Below are 16,696 nucleotides of genomic sequence, written 5' to 3' on the forward strand. Positions count from 1 at the left end.
CGCGGTCCCATATCAGGTAATAAACGTGTTTGCTGGGGTACCGGTAAAGGCCGTAACCGACCCCGGCGTTGAAACGCAACGCCCCGGATTCCGCCACCGTAACGCGCGCCTTCACGCCCACCGGCCCCGTCTCGCCCAGGCCGTTCAATCCGCCCAACGCGAGGTTCGGCCCGTAAAATAACGCGACCTCGACTCCCGCGCAACGCGGAGGCGAGGCGATAACCATAACGGCGACGGTCCAAGCGCCGGTACGGATTTATTCAACATCTCGTTACCTCCCGCAATCGCACCCTCGATACTCTTCTCCGGGAGTTATTATCGGTTATAACGCGAACGCGGTCAATAGCGGATTTCCCCCGGCAGGTCCGCGCCCGGCTTGATTTATACGGCCCCGTATGTAATCATCGCGTATAATAAAAGGTCCCGTTTAAAGGAGAAACCGTATGCCCCTCGCCGACGCCAAAGATATTTTAGGTACCGCCCGGGACGGCGGTTACGCCGTCGCCGCGTTCAACGTCAACGACCTCGAGTTCGCCCAGGCCGTCGTGGCCGCCGCGGAGGAGGAGCGCGCGCCCATCTTCGTGGCCGCGACCGAGACCGCGCTGGCCTACGGCGGCGACGCGCTGGCCCGGCTCGCCCTGGATATCATCGACGGCGCTTCGGTTCCGCTCGTCTTGCACCTCGACCACGGCTCGAGCGTCGAGGCCGCGCGCAAAGCGGTCGACCTCGGCTTCAACTCCGTGATGGTGGACGGTTCCACGCTGCCGTACGACGAGAACGTCGCGCTGGTGGCCGCGGCGGTGGACGAGTTCGCGCGCCGCGGCGTCGCCGTCGAAGGCGAGCTGGGCCACGTCGCCAAAGACCACGACCGGGGGGCCTTCACGGAGCCGGCCGAGGCCGCGGCCTTCGTCGAAGCGACGGGCGTCCACTCGCTGGCCGTAGCGGTCGGCACGAGCCACGGCGCGTACAAGTTCGAGGGCGAGCCGACCATAGACGTCGAACGGCTGGAGGCCATCGCCGCCGCGACGCCGGTTCCGCTCGTGCTCCACGGCGCGTCGGCGGTTTACGAGGACGTCGTGCGCCAGGTGGAGAACGCGGGAGGGCACCTTCCGCGGGCGCGGGGCCTCTCGGACAAGCTCCTACGTCAAGCGGTCGCGCGCGGCGTCGCAAAGGTCAACGTCGATACCGACCTCCGGCTGGCGTTCGTCGCCGCGGTTCGAAAATATTTTAAAAATGACGCCGCGGCCATCGACCCTAAAAAGATACTCGGGGCGGGCCGCGACGCGGTGCGCGAGATGGCCCGGCGCAAGATAAGGGCGTGCCGGGGCGCGCGTTAGCGCGGCCGCGGAACCCGGCGCCGGCCGTCCCCACGTAGAACGCATCCCCGCTCGAGGTAATAATACCGATACCATACGCCCCGCGGGCAACGACGCGGCGCGTAAAAAATCCCCGCATTTTAGGTAAAAAACCCTTGACTTTGGCCGGCGCTCTTCGTAACATTTCGTTTCCTTGTCCACGCCGTTACCGGCCTTCGGCCGTCCAAATAAAACCACAAAACATTAAATAAAAACGGGCGCGGTAGTAATCTAAACCGCTTCGCAACGCCAAGGAGGTTCCCTAATGTACGTCGACGACGTCTTTAAGAAGGTAGCAGCCCGCGACCCCGACCAACCGGAATTCCTCCAGGCGGTGGAGGAGGTTTTTACGTCGCTCGGGGAATTCATCGACGAGAACCCCCAATACAAGAAAGGGAACATTCTTGAGCGCGTCGTCGAGCCGGACCGCACTATTCTGTTTCGCGTCCCGTGGGAAACGGACGACGGCGAAGTGATGGTAAACCGGGGTATGCGCGTGGAGTTCAACAACGCCATCGGCCCCTACAAGGGCGGCCTGCGCTTTCACCCCTCCGTCAACCTCGGCATCATCAAGTTCCTCGGCTTCGAACAGATATTCAAGAACGCGCTCACGACGCTCCCCATGGGCGGCGGCAAAGGCGGCTCCGACTTCGACCCCAAGGGCAAGAGCGACGCCGAAGTCATGCGCTTTTGCCAGAGCTTTATGAACGAACTCTATAAATACCTCGGCCCCAATACCGACGTGCCCGCGGGCGACATCGGCGTGGGCGCCCGCGAAATAGGCTTCATGTTCGGCCAGTATAAACGCCTTACAAACGAGTTTACCGGCGTCTTTACCGGTAAGCGCCTGACCTGGGGCGGTTCGCTCATCCGGCCCGAGGCCACCGGCTACGGCGCGGTATACTTCGCCGACGAGATGTTGAAGACGCGCGGCGATTCTCTCAACGGAAAGGTGTGCCTCGTCTCCGGTTCGGGCAACGTCGCCCAGTTCACCGTCGAAAAGCTCACCCAGCTCGGCGCCAAAGCCATTACGCTCTCCGACTCCTCGGGCTTCATACACGACCCCGACGGCATCGACGAGGAGAAGCTCGCGTTCGTCAAGGAGTTGAAGAACGTCCGGCGCGGCCGCATCAAAGAGTACGCCGAAAAGTTCAAGGTCCAATACACGCCCGCGGACCCGAAGCTGGACCACAACCCGCTGTGGGCCATCAAGGCCGACTGCGCCTGCCCGAGCGCGACGCAGAACGAAATCAACCGCAACGACGCCGCAAACCTCGTCAAGGGTGGCGTCTTCGTCGTATCCGAGGGCGCCAACATGCCGACGATGCCGGAGGGCGTCGACGTTTTCCTGAAGGCCAAGGTCCTCTACGGCCCGGGCAAAGCGGCCAACGCCGGCGGCGTCTCCGTCTCCGGCCTCGAAATGTCGCAGAACAGCCTCCGCCTGTCGTGGTCGCGCGAGGAAGTGGATGAACGCCTCCGCGGCATCATGGCCGCCATCCACGAACAGTGCATGATGTACGGCTACGACGAGAAGGATAAATATTGCGACTACGTTAAAGGCGCCAACGTCGGCGGCTTCAAGAAGGTGGCCGACGCGATGCTGGACCAGGGCGTCGTTTAACCGGCGAAGTCAATAAACGACGAAGGGAGCCCGTAGATGAAAAAGATAGGATATATGGACGGTACGGACCCGCTTCTACTGAGCAAGCTCGCCGCCGCCGGCGTGGAGACGGTGCCGCTGGGGAACGGCTACGATAACGCCGGCCGGTACATCGGCTACCTGAACCCGGCGGACGGCATCGACGCCGTCGTGGGCTACTTCCACAAGTTCCTGCCGCTGGAGGGGGCCAACATCTGCGCCGCGGACCTCCTGAAGCCGTGCCAGATCCACAACGTACCGGTATACATAATCGTCGCCAAAGAAGACCGGGCCAACGCCAAAAAGATAATGGGCGACTGCGGCTCGAGCGTGAAGTACGTCGACCCGGGCGAGGTCGCCGGCGAGTTGATGAAAATCGTTTAGTAGCTCGCGAGCGAATACGGAAAAACGGGCGGCCGCAAGGCCGCCTTTTTTTACCGGCGGGAAACGGTCCGCTTAAAACGTGGATTTTTCCCGCCCTCGGTGTTAATATCCATAAAAAGAAACCGCCCGGAGGAAGCTATGACCACCATCGTCGACGTTTACGCGCGCGAAATTTTGGACAGCCGCGGCAACCCCACGGTCGAGGTAGACGTATACACCGAGTCCGGCTCCCGGGGCCGCGCGGCCGTTCCCTCCGGCGCCAGCACCGGCGAGTTCGAGGCCTGCGAGCTCCGCGACGACGACGCTTCCCGCTACGTCGGCAAGGGCGTCCGCCAGGCGGTGGCCAACGTCAACGGCCCCATCGCCGACGCGCTGCTGGGGGCGGACGCCGCGGACCAGGCCGCCGCCGACCAGATACTAATCGAGCTCGACGGGACCGACAACAAGGCCAAGTTCGGCGCCAACGCCATCCTGGGCGCGTCGATGGCGTGCGCTCGAGCCGCGGCCGAGTTCTTCGACCTGCCGCTCTACCGCTACCTGGGCGGCGTAGGCGCGCGCCTGCTGCCCGCGCCCATGTTCAACATCCTGAACGGCGGCGCCCACGCCGACAACAACGTCGACATCCAGGAGTTCATGGTCGTCCCGTACGCCGCGCCCACCTTCGGCGAGGCGTTGCGCGCCGGCGCGGAGATATACCACGCGCTGAAGAAAGTGCTCAAGGAGCGAGGGCTGGCCGCCGGCGTCGGCGACGAGGGCGGCTTCGCCCCCAACCTGGGCTCCAACGAGGAAGCGCTCCAGCTGGTGGTGGAGGCGGTCGTGGCCGCCGGGTACCGCCCGGGCGAAAACGTCGGCCTGGCCATAGACGCCGCGGCCTCGTCCTTCTTCCGGAAAGGCAAATACCACCTCGACGGCGCCAAGCTCGACGCGGCCGCGGTGGTGGAGCTCTACGGCCGGTGGCTCGAGGCGTACCCCGTGATATCCATCGAGGACGGCCTGGCCGAGGACGACTGGGCCGGCTGGCGGCTCCTCAACGAGAAGCTCGGCGACCGCGTGCAGCTGGTGGGCGACGACCTCTTCGTGACGAACCTCGAGCGCCTTCGGCGCGGCATCCGTGAGAACGCGGCCAACTCCATTCTCATCAAACTGAACCAGATCGGCACCGTGACCGAGACCATAGCCGCCGTCGAGCTCGCGCGCCGCCACGGCATGAGCGCCGTCGTCTCCCACCGCTCGGGCGAGACGGAGGACACCTTCATCGCCGACTTCGTCGTCGCCGTCGGCGCGGGCCAGATTAAGACCGGCGCGCCGGCCCGCTCGGAGCGGGTCGCGAAGTACAACGAGCTCCTCCGCATCGAGGAGGACCTGGCCTCCTCCGCGCAATTCGCCGGCGCGTCCACCATCCGGTCCTTCAAGGCGTAATGCCCCGAGCCAGCGAAACGGTACACGCCGCGAAGACGCGGCGACGACGCTTCGTATTCGGCGTCGTCGCCGGCCTGGTTCTGGCCGCGCTGCTCGCGTACGTCTTCGTCTTCAGCCGCCACGGGTACTTACGCCGCTACGAGCTCGCGAGCGAGAACGAACGCCTCCAGCTCGAGCTCCGGGAACTGCGCGACGAAAACGCCCGCCTCCGCGAGGAGCTGAGCCGCCTCGACGACCCGGAGGCGGTCGAGAAACTGGCCCGCGAGAAACTGGGCCTGGTCAAAGAGGGCGAGCAGGTCTACCGCTTCGTCGAAAAAGATAAAAAGCCGGAGAACGCCGAAGAGAAGGACCCGCCGCTCGAGCCGTGACCGCCTCCGCCCCCAAAATCAAGGCCGTGGGCCTGTTCTCGGGCGGCCTCGACAGCGCCCTCGCCGTAAAAATAATCCTCGAGCAGGGCGTCGCGGTGGTCGGCTACTACTTCCGCACGCCCTTCATCGGCGGCGGCTCCCGCGCCGAGCGGCTGGCCGAGCGCCTGGGCATTGAGCTGGTCGTCGACGAGGCGGGCGAGGATTACGTCGAAATGCTGAAAGCGCCCCGGTTCGGCCGGGGCGCGGCGTTCAACCCCTGCATCAACTGCCATATATTCATGCTTCGGCGCGCCGGAGCGCTTATGCTTGAGCGCGGCGCGTCGTTCTGCTTCACCGGCGAAGTGCTCGGGCAGAGGCCGATGTCGCAGCGGCGGTATCACCTTAAGCTTATAGAAAAAGAGGCCGGCCTGGAGGGCAAATTGCTAAGGCCGCTATCGGCCAAGCTGCTGCCCCCCACCGAGGCGGAGGAAGAAGGGCTGGTCGACCGGGCCGCGCTGCTGGGCCTGGAAGGGCGCTCGCGGAAAACGCAACTCGCGCTCGCGGCGTCGTACGGCATAACCGGGTACAGCTCGCCGGCGGGGGGGTGCCTATTGACCGACAAGAACTTCGGCGCGCGGCTGGCCGACGCCTTCACCCACGGCGAAGACCGCCCGGCCGATATAGTCCTCCTAAAATTAGGCCGCCACTTCCGCCTGCCTTCCGGCGCCAAAGCCGTAGTAGGCCGGAACGAGGGCGAGAACGAAGAACTCCTGAGGTATCTGGACGGGGACGCCGCGGCCTTCGAAGTCGAGGGCGTGGGGAGCCCGGTGACGCTGCTGCGGCCTGCGCGGCGGGAGGACCGGCCGCGGGCGGCGGCGCTGACGCTGCGGTACTCCGACGCGCGCGACCGCGCCGAGGCGCCGACGCGGGTCCGGACGGCGCGAGGCGAAGCGGAAACGATAACCGCCCGGGCCGGCGACGCCGCGGACGCCGAAACCTGGCGCATAAGCGCCGGCCCCGAGGAAAAGTAAAACTTGACATCCGCGGCCGCACCAATTAAAATGCGGCCGGTATTCATAATCTTTAACGATTTAAGGAGGTATCATGAAGAAGAGCCTGGCAATAACGTGTTCGTTCATTTTAGCGGCGACTGTCGCCGGCGCGTTCGACCTGCCCGGCGGCGGCGGGGGCAAAGTCGATACGAAAAAGTTCGACGAGCTCATAACGTCGATCGAAGAGATATCCGTCAACCTCGACGCGGCGAAAGTTAAAATCGACGAGTGCGACAGCACCCTCGCCGCTATCGCCGAGGCGCACGGTATCGCCGACCTGATGAGCGACCCCGCCAAAGTAGCCGAGATTAAGGACGCCATCACCGACGACGACAAGGCCAAGCTCCAGGCCCAGGTCGAAAGCGTCCAAACCGTACCCGACGACCTGAACGCCATCATCGCGAAAGCCACCGAGATAATGGGCAAGATCCCGGACGCGCTGACGGACCTCGTCAGCCAAATTAAGGCGAATCCGATGGCCGCCAAAGACCTCAAGGATAAGCAGGCCAAATTGCAGGAGGGCAAAACGGCGCTCGAGCAAATTACCACCGACGCGCCGACGCTCGTGGAGTCGGCCACCAACCTCGCCAGTACCATCACCGGCTTAATGTAACCTTTTCGTCATCCGAAAAAGGGAGCGCTCGAACGCGCTCCCTTTTTTTCTATCTATTGCGTAAAAGCCGGCGTATTGATAATATGGTGCCACCACCACGCTGCGAACCATAGCGAAGGCCCCGTTGCGCATATTCCTACGATACGTCGTCGTGCTGGCCGCGGCCGTCTACGTACACCACGCCGTGGCGCCGCGTCTCCTGCCGGACGCCGCGGTCCCGGACCTCACGTTAGCGACCGTGGTGTACGTCGCGCTCGCCGTGGGCGGCGTCCCGGCGGTGGTCTGCGGCTTCATCCTGGGCTTGGCGTCCGACCTGTTGGGATGGGGGCCCGTCGGCCTGGGCGCGTTGGTGGGCACGGCCTCGGCGGCGGCCTTCTCCCACTTCCGCGGCCAAATTTACGAGGGGAGCCTGCTCGTGCCGGCGATCTTCGCCGCGGCCGCCGTCATCGTAAAACAAACCCTCGCTTTTGTACTCGTCGCGGCCTTCGCCGGGCCGGCCTCTTTCGGCTGGCTTGTCGTCGGCAAGGTCGCGTTGGCGGCCGCCGCCACGGCCGTCGTCTCTTTCCCGCTGCTATTCTTTTATTGGCGCTTCTTACCGCCGCGCCGCACGTAGCGCGCGCTACGGGCCGAACTCGCAAACTATCAACATCCGCGGTTCGGTATACCCCTCGATGGCGTAGCGCGGGCCCTCGCGGCCTATGCCCGACTCCTTGGCGCCGCCGTACGGCATGTGGTCCACGCGGAACGTCGGCACGTCGCCCGCGACTACCGCGCCCGCTCTTATATTCTCGTAGGCGTAGCGAACGCGCCCCAGGTCCCGCGTGAAAACGCCCGCCTGGAGGCCGTAGCGGGAGTCATCCGCCGCGGCAACGGCTTCGGCGAAATCGTCGTACGGCTCGAGCAATACCACCGGCGCGAAAGCCTCCCGGCAGCTCAGCGGCAACTCCGCCGGGCACCCCTCCACCACCGCCGGCTCGAGGCGGGTTCCGTCGCGTTTGCCGCCGCACAGTACGCGCGCGCCGGCGGCCTTCGCCTCCTCGAGCCAACCCTCGACGCGCGCCGCGGCGTCCTCGTCTATCAAGCTGCCGAGGTCGGCGTCCTCGTCCAGGGGGTGGCCGACGCGCAAACGCCGCACCGCGTCCACCAAAGCGGCCGCGACGTCGTCGTAAACCGGCCGATGGATGTAAACGCGCTGGACCGAGATGCACGACTGCCCCGCGACGCCGAAGCCGCCCGCCACTACGCGCTTCACGGCGTACGCCAGGTCGGCGTCGGAATGTACAATGGCCGCGGCGTTGCCGCCCAGCTCGAGGCACACCTGCTTGCGGCCCGCCTTCCCCTTCAAACTCCAACCGACCTCCGGGGAGCCGGTGAAGGTCAACACCGCGAACCGCTCGTCGGCGACCAGACCTTCCGCCCTCGAGCCGGGCATGGGGAGGACCGAGATTTGCCGCGCCGGCGCGCCGGCCTCGAGCGCCAGCGTCGCCAGCTCGAGCGCCGACAGCGGCGTCGCGGACGCGGGTTTGATGACTATGGGCGCGCCGCAAGCCATGGCCGGCGCCAGCTTATGGGCCACCAGGTTCAACGGGAAATTGAACGGCGTTATCGCGAGCACCGGCCCCCGCACGAACCGCCGCACGATGCCGAAGCGGCCCCTACCCGCGGGATGCAGGTCCAACGGCACCACCTCGCCCTCCAGCCGGCTCACCTCCGCCGCCGCGACCTCGCACGTAAACGCGCACCGGCCTACCTCGCCCCGGGCCTCTCGAATATTCTTGCCGGCCTCGAGCGCGAGCGTCTTCGCCAAATCCTCCGCGTTCTCTTTCACCAGTCGCGACAGCTTGTTTAAAACGTCTACGCGCTCGTACGACGGGACACTTTCCCCCCCGCGGAAGAACTCGTACGCCGTCGTGGCCGCCTCCTCGACGTCCGCGGCGGTCGCGTTCCACGTCGCACCGACGACGTCGCCGTCGTACGGACACCGCACCGCGAGTTCCTCCTCCGAGCAGCGCCACTCACCCGCAACCAGGTATTCTTTACCGGCCATCGTCCACCTCACATATTTTTTAAGGCAACCCGGTCCTTCGCCTCAGCACCCAATCCACAACCAAAAACGCCAACGCTACGGGAAAAGCGAGCCACGCCGGCCACAGGTCTCGGCGCGTCGTCGCCACTACGCGCGGCGCGGCTTCCACCCGGGCCGCCACCGCCCGGGCCAGGCCGTCCGCGTCCTCCGGGTCGAAATAGCGGCCGCCGGTGGCCGCGGCCAAAGCCTTCAGCGGCTCGAGCCGCGGAACGAAGCCCCGGTACTCCGACGCCGCCGGCGCGACCAGCACGGCCGTCTTGGTAACCTCCGTCGCGCCGGCCGCGGGCGACCTGGCCGTCAATTCGTACCGCCCCTCGGCGGCGACCTCGAACTCGCCCGACCACAGCTCGTCGCCGAGCCGAGCCAGCGCCACCCGCTTGACGGCGCCCGCGGGGTCGGCGTATACCACCGTCGGCTCGGCCGCCGCGCGACAACTTACCTCCACCGCGTCGCCCGGCGCGGCGACGTGACGGCTCACGGCCAAGGGGCCCCCTTGTTCGTCGTACAGGGCGAGGACGAGCGCGGCCGCGAGCGCGGCGAGGTCGTCGCCCGAGGCCAGCCGCCACCTGTAAAGGCCCCCGGCCGCCAACAACCCGACGCGACCCAGGCCGTACGGCATCACGACGAGCGCGGGCGTGCCGTCGGCCGCCTCCCATACCGGCGTCGCGCTTTCCTTGAGGGGCCCGAGCCGCCAGACGTGCGTTACGGGCGGCGGCGCCGCGGCCACCCGCGGCCCGCCGGGATACGACGACGCCGAAAGCGGCCCGCCGCTCACCTCGGCGACGTTCGCCTGGACCCAAACCGGCGATAGCTCGGACAACGCGCCCGTCGAAAGCGCCGCCGCGTCCACCGGCCTCGCGCTGACGACCACCAACAGGCCGCCGCCCCGGGCGACGTGGCGCGCCAACATCTCCCCGGCCACCGGCATCACCTTGGCCGCGCGGGGGTTGCCGAGCACGACGACGTCGGTCCCCTCCGGCGGCCCGCCACTCGAGCCCACGACGGCGTCGCCGGCGTCCAGGCGATACGTCAACGCCAGGCCGGCGTGCGTCGCGAGCGCGCGTTTCAAAAAGGCGAAGTCGGCGTCGCCCGCCATCTCCCAATACCATATCGACGGCGGCGGCGCCAGGGCCTTCACGTGGAACCACGTCTCCCCCCGCCCGGGCGAGGCCGCCACGCGGAAGAAACGGTCGCCCGGCTCCCGCACCGCGGCGCGCACGACGGCCTCGCCGGCGCCCGGCGCGGGTTTGAATTCGAACGCCGCTTCTCCCCCGCTCTCTTCCGCCACCGTCACCGAGGCCGCCTCGCCCGCCTCGAGCGTCGAATAATACCGTACGCGCACGTCGAAAGCGGTCCCGGGCAATACGGCCGCCGGCGCCTCGACGTCGGCGACGAATAACGAGTTAGCCGGCGGCTCGTCGGCCGGCGACGCGGTGAGGCACGGGGGCAAACCCTCCGCCGCCGGCGCCGCGTCCCAGACACCGTCACTCAATACCACCGCCGAGGTCAGGCCCTCCTTGCCGTAACGCGCGGCCACCTCGCGCAGCGCCCGGGCGGCGTCGGTCCGGCCGCGCGCACCCGTCCGCAACTCGTCGTCCCCGGGAACGACGTTACCCCACGGCCGGCGGCGGGCGGCGAAGTCGTATACGTCGTACCGGCCGCCGCTCTCCTCGACGGCGCGCGCCACGGCTCGAGCCGAGGCCGCCGCCCCCTCCAACCTTGTCCCGCGGACCGCACCGAAGTCCATCGACGCCGACGAATCTATTAGAATGGCCACCGGCGGCGCCGCGGACTCAGTATAAACCGCCGTCCGGCGCGGCCCGAGCACGAATAATAAAATAGCCGATATCGCGGCCAAACGGAGCGTTAAAAAAAGAGTCGCACGCGCCCACCCGGCGGCGCGGCGCACCCGCCACACGCCGACGACGGCCGCCGCGACGGCCAGAACCGCCCCCAAGGCCGCCAACCACCAATACGGCAAAGGCTCAAATATTAAGGTCATAACGTACCGTCCGCGTTTGCAGCGCGAGCCATTTTTTATTATAATATTATGATATAGACACGCCAAATGAATTCGAACCGGAAACCCGGCGTGAGAGCGAGCGATTGTACGCCGCGGGGCGTTGGCGTACGGGCGGCGCGCTGCCGCCCAGGCACGCCCTCGGGCCGCTGGGTTGGTTGGTGTGGCGCACCTTCCGCCGCTTCGCCGGCCGCCGCGAGTACGAACGGCTGGTCGACCTGGGCGGTGGCGAGGGGTACTTCGCGACGCTCTTCGGCCGGGCCCGATACAAGGCGGTGGTAGACGCCGTCGCGCCGGCGCTGGCGGTCGCGAAAGGCCGCGGCCTAGCCGTCGTTCAGGGGGACGTGCGGCGCGTACCGCTGGCGGCCGGCGCCTGCGACCTGGTCTTCCTGTCGGACGTGCTCGAGCACGTGCCGCCGGCCAAGGTCGGCGTCGTCCTCCAGGAAGCGGCGCGAGTGATGAAAGAGGGTGGCGTGCTGTTGGTGAATACGTCGTGCTACGGCCTGTACCTCCGGCGATGGCTCCGGCGCGCGCCGGGAGGAGGGCGCCTCGACCAGGACGACGTCAAGGACGGCCACCGGAGTCGATTGACGCGGCTCGAGCTGGAGGCGGCGATCAAGGCCTCGGGCCTAAAAATAAATAAGCGGTTGTATTACAAACACCTTTTCCAACCGCTGACGGCCCTGACGGCGCGGGCGTTATCCGGCCGCGGCGGCGACGGGGCGGCGACGGCGAAAGAGAAGACGCTCGCCGGCGGCCCGGGCCGCGCGCTGAACGCCGTACGCATCTTCGTCGCCGGTTGGGACGCGTTATTCTTCGGGCGGGTCCCGGGCGGCGCGGTAATATACAAACTGGAAAAATGACCCGACGAGTTAAAGCGCTCTTCCTGGTGCCGCCGCTGGCGGCGGGCGACTTCGCGACGCAGACCGACGCCGTGTTGGCGCGATGCGCGGGGATATTCACCAAGACGGACTACGTCATCCCGCCGCTGGGGCTGGCGTACTGCGCCGCCGCGGTGGAGGAGTGGGCCGGCGCCGACGTCGACCTCGTCGACGCGGTGGCGGGGAAAAAGGGCGTCGATGAAATTTTAAAACTCGTTGCCGACGAGCGGCCGGACTTGATATACGTCGCCGCGGGCACGTCGACGCTGGGACGCGACCTGGCCTTCCTGACGCGGGCGAAGGAAGCCTCGCCGACGACGAAGGCCGCGGTGATGGGGACGCACGTCAGCGCCCGACGCGACGACGGCTTCGCCGCGCCGGGGGCCGACTTCGTCATCCGCGGCGAGCCGGAGGCGACGTGCGCCGAACTCGCGCGCGCGGTGCGGGGCGAGGTGCCGTACGGAGCGGTCGCGGGTTTGAGTTGGCGCGAGGACGGCCGCGTCGTCCACAACCCGAAGCGGGGGCTTATCGGCGACCTCGACGTGCTGCCTCATCCGGCGCGCCGCTTCTTCCGGCCGTACAGCTACGAGCCGCCGTTCATGCGCCACGGCCGCTTCGACATCGTCATCACGTCGCGCGGGTGCCCCTACCCGTGCAACTATTGCTCGACCGGCACGTACTACGGCCGCAAGATAAGGTTCCGCTCCAGCGCCGACGTACTGGCGGAACTGCGCGAGATGGTGGAAGAGGAGGGCGTCCGCCAGGTGGGGTTCTGGGACGACACGTTCACCATCGGCAAGCGGCGGGTCCTGGAGCTGTGCGGCCTCATCGAGGACTCGGGGCTCGCGTTCTCGTGGATGTGCATGTCGCGCGTCGACACGGTGGACGACGAGATGCTGGCGGCGCTCAAGCGCGCGGGGTGCTACCTCGTAATCTACGGCGTCGAATCGGGGTCGCAGCGCGTGCTCGAGCGCATGGGCAAGAAGACGACGGTGGAGCAGGCCCGGCGGGCGTTCGAGGCCACGACCCGCGCCGGCCTGGAGGCCGCGGCCTTCTTCATGTTCGGCAACCTGGGCGAGCGCGAAGAGGACATGCGGGCGACGGTCCGGCTGGCCAAGGAGCTGAACGCCTCCTTCGCCTCGTTCAACGTCGCGACGCCGTACCCGGGCACGCTGTTCTACGAGCAGGTCAAGGAGGAGCTGGGCGGCGACTTCAACCGCTACGACGCCCGCCGCCCGGTATACGGCGACGAGGCGCTGCTCGAGCGTTACATAAAAAAAGCTTACCGCGAATTTTACTTGCGTCCCGGGTACGTGTGGCGGCGGCTGCGCCGCGTGCGTTCCTGGGGAGACTTCGGCCGGGCCGCCAAGGCCGGCCTGGACGTGCTGGGCCGCTACGTCCTGGGGAGAAGCTGATGGCCAACGCCAACGACGAACTCGGCGAAGAACACTGGTGCGAAAGGCCGGCGTGCGCCCGGGCGGATTGCACGACGCCGGCGCTTAGTTTCGCCCGTCACTGCTGGAAGCATCTACCCGACGAGGGCGCGTACCTGGAGGAGATACGGCGCCGGGCGACGTCGCTGCACGGCTTCGCGGGCCTCAACCTGGAATCGGTGAAGTTCAAAGACATCGCCGGGCCGCGCACCAACTTCGCGGGAGCCAATCTGAAGGGCGCCGACTTCGCCGGCGGCGACTTCGCGAACGCCGACTTCTCGGACGCCGAGCTGGTGGGGGCGTCGTTCCGCGGCGCGACGCTGACCCACGCCCGCTTCACGAACGCGGACCTCTCCTTCGCCAACCTGCGCGGCGCGGAGCTGTCCCACGCCGAATTCCCCTACGCGACGTTCACCCACGGCGACCTCTCGGGGGCGAAACTCGCGCGGGCGCGCTTCGACGAGGCGGACCTCACCGGCACCACCCTCAGCAACGCCGACCTGCAGGGGGCGAGTTTCCGGCGCGTTACCTTCGTGCGGGCGGACTTCTCCGGCGCGGCGTTGGCCGGGACTCGCTTCGACAATTGCGACTTCGCCGCCGCGGACCTGCGCCGCGCGGACCTCTACGGCGCCCTCTTCCCGGATACGGACCTGGGTCGCGCCGTCCTGCCGGACAAGCTCAAGGCCGAGAACGACCGCCCCGGAAAGCACGGCGAAGTGGCCGAGGTTTACGCCGAGCTCAAGCTCAACTTCCGCCACTTCGGCCGGTTCGGCCTGGCCGAAACCGCGCTCTACCGCGAAATGGTAGCCGGACGTCGGGCCCGCCTCGAGGGCCGAAAAACGTGGCGGCCTTTCGCGCTGCTAAGCAACGCGTTGGAATACGTCTTCCTGGACCTCTACGCCGGCTACGGGACGAAACCTCGGCGCGTCGTATCCGCGCTCGTGTTGGGTTGGCTCGGCTTCTCGGTTTACTATTACCTGTTGCCGTATTTCGGCGGACTGGGTTTCGGCCTGACGAGTTACATCGACCCGGGCGGAGGCGTGGGCCCGCTGGTAGACCTCAGCTGGCACAGCTTCCAACGATGCCTTTACTTCTCGTTCCTGACGCTGACCAAGCTGGGCTTCACGGCCTACGAACCGTACGGGTGGGCGAAGGTGGCCGCGGGCCTGGAGAGCTCCTTCGCCATCGTCTCGTACCCGGTATTGCTCGTCACCATCGCAAGAAAGATTTGGCGATAGCGACGCGGCGAGGCACGCGGGCACACGACCGGAACGTGCGGAAGCGACCGCTTGTGTTATAATTGAAGGCGAGTAGATAAAAAATGAAAGTCGCGATGGTATTTCCGCCCTGGACGCCGAAGGAGGTCTTCACCGGCAACTTCGGCCTCTTCGTCGGCGGCCGGTGGCACCCGCTCGGCATCCTGTCCGTGGCCGCAGCGCTCCGCGAGGCGGGGCACGACGTCCGCGTCTTCGACGGCGGCCTGATGACCGAAGACGAGATGACGCCGCGGCTGAAGGCCTTCGGCCCGGGCATGGTGGGGATGTACCTGACGACTTTCTCGTGGGAAGCCATGAACTCGCTCGCGGCGCGCATCCATCGCGAGATGCCCGGCGTCCACGTCGCCGTGGGCGGGCCGCTGGCCAGCGGGTGGAAGGACCGCGTCCTCCGCGAGTCGCCCCACCCGGACAGCGTCACCGTCGGCGAGGGCGAGGTAACGGCGGACGTACTCGCCCGGAAGCTGGAGGCCGGCGGCGATTTGGCCGAGGTGGAGGGCATCGCGTACCGCGACGACGGCGGAATCCACCTCAACCCGCCGCGGCGCCATATCCCCGATATAAACGTCCTCCCCTTCCCGGCGCGCGACCTTATAGACCTCGAGCGCTACACGCCGCCCCTCGGGACGTACGAGCGGCTGCCGGCGCTCTATCTCTACAGTTCGCGCGGCTGCAACGGCCGGTGCATCTTCTGCTGGCAGCTCAACGCCGAGGGCGAGTGGCGCGCGCGCAGCGCCGAGAAAGTCCTGGCCGAAATCGACCACGTCTACGAGACGTACAAGATAAAAGAGGTGCGCTTCTTCGACGACAACCTGGTCTACGACAAGGAGCGCATCCACGCCGTCCTGGACGGCATCATCGAGCGCGACTACGACCTCAGCTTCTACGCCTCCGCCCGCGCCGACGACGTCGACCCCGAGATATTCCGCAAGATGAAGAAGGCCAAGTTTTGGGGGATACTCCTGGGCATCGAATCGGGCGTGCAAAAATGCCTCGACGCCATGAACAAGGGCACGACCGTGGAGCAGAACCGCCGCGCGGTGGAGTGGGCGCACCAGGCCGGCCTAAAAACCGTAACGCCGTTCATCTTCGGCATCCCGGGCGAGACCTTCGAGGACGGCCTGAAGTCGATACAGTTCGCCATCGACATCGACACCGACGTCGTCAACTTCCACGCCATGTCGCCGTTCCCCGGCGCGGAGCTCTACGAGCACGTCGAGAAATACGGCACGGTCGCGACCGACAACGTCCTCGACTACACCTTCGAGGGGTGCGCCTTCGTGCCCTACACGATGAAGCGTGAGCAAATCCAGGAGCTCCGGTCGCTGGCGTTCCGCCGCTTCTACCGCCGCCCGCGGTACGTGTGGAAGCGGCTCAAAGCCATCCGAACGTGGACCGACGTCAAAGTATTGGTGGCCGGCGGCCTCGCGTTCCTGCTGACGATGCTCTTCCGCAAGGAGTTCACGCCCCACGGCGCCCAGTTGTAGGGGCGGCGCGGGCGCGGGTACGCGAGCCGCTTTAGCACAATAAAACGCAACGTCGGAGGATCCCGAACGTCAAACGCATACGACTCATCGTCGCGCTATCGCTCCTGGCGGCCGCCCTCGGCGGCGCCGCTACCCTCAAATATAAAGTAACGCTGTCCCCCCAGACCGCCCGGGAGTTCCTGGGGGCTTTGGTCCTCGCGCTCTTCTTCGTCGGCGACGACGAGCTGACGTGGCGCGAGGACGACGCCGGCCGCATAGACATCGAAAACGCCGGCAAATGCCTGATGAAGGTCGACCCCCCCGCCGACCGGGTATTCTTCCTCTCGTTGTTCGAGAGGAAGTTCGTTCCCGTCGAGAAAGAGCGGGCGGACAGGGTGCTTGCGCTGACGGCGTTCGTTCACAAGCCGCCCGCCGAGGGGGACGAGGTTTCCTTCGACTACCCGCTGCGGGGTAAGTCGTACCGGCTCGAGGCCGGCGTCGCGAGCCGCGGCAAGTTGACGCTACCGTCCTGGCCGGAAAGGGCGCTCCCTTGCTGCCGCGTCGACGGCCTCATCACCGGCTGGGGCGACGATAAGAGGACGACCGTCTACGCGTACGTGGGCACGGAGGGCGAGCTGGCGGGTAAGATTCTCAAGCTCTCTTTCAAGTTCACGGACTGGCCGCGCGTTACGCTTACGCTCAGCGGCGTAGAATAAAAAAAGCGGCC

The 16,696-nt window shown here is 66.6% G+C and carries 15 protein-coding genes; 13 read left to right on the forward strand and 2 right to left on the reverse strand.

Going from position 1 to position 16,696, the window contains the following annotated elements; all coding sequences use genetic code 11:
* Positions 1 to 443: 443 nt before the first annotated feature.
* The 8 genes from VMX79_05445 to mreD all read left to right on the forward strand — a co-directional run bounded on the left by VMX79_05445 (position 444) and on the right by mreD (position 7,422).
* Positions 444 to 1,337 (forward strand): class II fructose-bisphosphate aldolase, encoded by an 894-nt coding sequence (locus VMX79_05445; GenBank protein ID HUV86539.1) that lies wholly within the window; start codon positions 444 to 446, stop codon positions 1,335 to 1,337.
* A gap of 283 nt (positions 1,338 to 1,620) precedes the next feature.
* Entirely contained in the window at positions 1,621 to 2,976 is a 1,356-nt protein-coding gene (gdhA, locus tag VMX79_05450; GenBank protein ID HUV86540.1) for an NADP-specific glutamate dehydrogenase, read from the forward strand.
* A 36-nt stretch (positions 2,977 to 3,012) separates the two neighbouring features.
* On the forward strand, positions 3,013 to 3,378 hold the full coding sequence (locus VMX79_05455) for a hypothetical protein (GenBank protein ID HUV86541.1): 366 nt from the start codon (positions 3,013 to 3,015) through the stop codon (positions 3,376 to 3,378).
* A 138-nt stretch (positions 3,379 to 3,516) separates the two neighbouring features.
* Entirely contained in the window at positions 3,517 to 4,797 is a 1,281-nt protein-coding gene (eno, locus tag VMX79_05460; GenBank protein ID HUV86542.1) for a phosphopyruvate hydratase, read from the forward strand.
* A complete protein-coding gene (locus VMX79_05465; GenBank protein HUV86543.1) occupies positions 4,797 to 5,165 on the forward strand; it encodes a septum formation initiator family protein in 369 nt (122 codons plus the stop codon). Before eno ends, VMX79_05465 begins: the two co-directional genes overlap by 1 nt.
* Complete coding sequence (locus VMX79_05470; protein ID HUV86544.1) at positions 5,162 to 6,175, forward strand: hypothetical protein; 1,014 nt, start codon at positions 5,162 to 5,164, stop codon at positions 6,173 to 6,175. The genes VMX79_05465 and VMX79_05470 overlap by 4 nt, the downstream gene beginning before the upstream one ends.
* A gap of 73 nt (positions 6,176 to 6,248) precedes the next feature.
* Positions 6,249 to 6,809: a hypothetical protein gene (locus tag VMX79_05475; GenBank protein ID HUV86545.1), complete on the forward strand. Its 561-nt coding sequence runs from the start codon at positions 6,249 to 6,251 to the stop codon at positions 6,807 to 6,809.
* 124 nt (positions 6,810 to 6,933) lie between these two features.
* Positions 6,934 to 7,422: a rod shape-determining protein MreD gene (gene mreD / locus VMX79_05480; GenBank protein HUV86546.1), complete on the forward strand. Its 489-nt coding sequence runs from the start codon at positions 6,934 to 6,936 to the stop codon at positions 7,420 to 7,422.
* Positions 7,423 to 7,428: 6 nt separating this feature from the next.
* Here mreD and VMX79_05485 read toward each other — a convergent pair whose 3' ends face one another.
* A complete protein-coding gene (locus tag VMX79_05485) occupies positions 7,429 to 8,856 on the reverse strand; it encodes an aldehyde dehydrogenase family protein (GenBank protein ID HUV86547.1) in 1,428 nt (475 codons plus the stop codon).
* 19 nt (positions 8,857 to 8,875) lie between these two features.
* On the reverse strand, positions 8,876 to 10,897 hold the full coding sequence (locus VMX79_05490; protein HUV86548.1) for a hypothetical protein: 2,022 nt from the start codon (positions 10,895 to 10,897) through the stop codon (positions 8,876 to 8,878).
* Positions 10,898 to 11,001: 104 nt separating this feature from the next.
* On the opposite strand from VMX79_05490, the gene VMX79_05495 reads away from it, so the two are divergent.
* The 5 genes from VMX79_05495 to VMX79_05515 all read left to right on the forward strand — a co-directional run bounded on the left by VMX79_05495 (position 11,002) and on the right by VMX79_05515 (position 16,685).
* A complete protein-coding gene (locus VMX79_05495) occupies positions 11,002 to 11,778 on the forward strand; it encodes a class I SAM-dependent methyltransferase (GenBank protein HUV86549.1) in 777 nt (258 codons plus the stop codon).
* Positions 11,775 to 13,211, forward strand: a complete 1,437-nt coding sequence (locus VMX79_05500; GenBank protein ID HUV86550.1) for a radical SAM protein — start codon at positions 11,775 to 11,777, stop codon at positions 13,209 to 13,211. Before VMX79_05495 ends, VMX79_05500 begins: the two co-directional genes overlap by 4 nt.
* The gene (locus tag VMX79_05505) at positions 13,211 to 14,467 is read left to right on the forward strand and encodes a pentapeptide repeat-containing protein (protein ID HUV86551.1); all 1,257 of its coding nucleotides are present in this window, start codon (positions 13,211 to 13,213) and stop codon (positions 14,465 to 14,467) included. The genes VMX79_05500 and VMX79_05505 overlap by 1 nt, the downstream gene beginning before the upstream one ends.
* Before the next feature lie 83 nt (positions 14,468 to 14,550).
* A complete protein-coding gene (locus VMX79_05510) occupies positions 14,551 to 15,990 on the forward strand; it encodes a radical SAM protein (protein HUV86552.1) in 1,440 nt (479 codons plus the stop codon).
* A gap of 188 nt (positions 15,991 to 16,178) precedes the next feature.
* On the forward strand, positions 16,179 to 16,685 hold the full coding sequence (locus tag VMX79_05515; protein ID HUV86553.1) for a hypothetical protein: 507 nt from the start codon (positions 16,179 to 16,181) through the stop codon (positions 16,683 to 16,685).
* Positions 16,686 to 16,696: the final 11 nt, after the last annotated feature.

The sequence above is a fragment of the bacterium genome, assembly GCA_035529855.1.
Taxonomy (GTDB): domain Bacteria; phylum RBG-13-66-14; class B26-G2; order WVWN01; family WVWN01; genus WVWN01.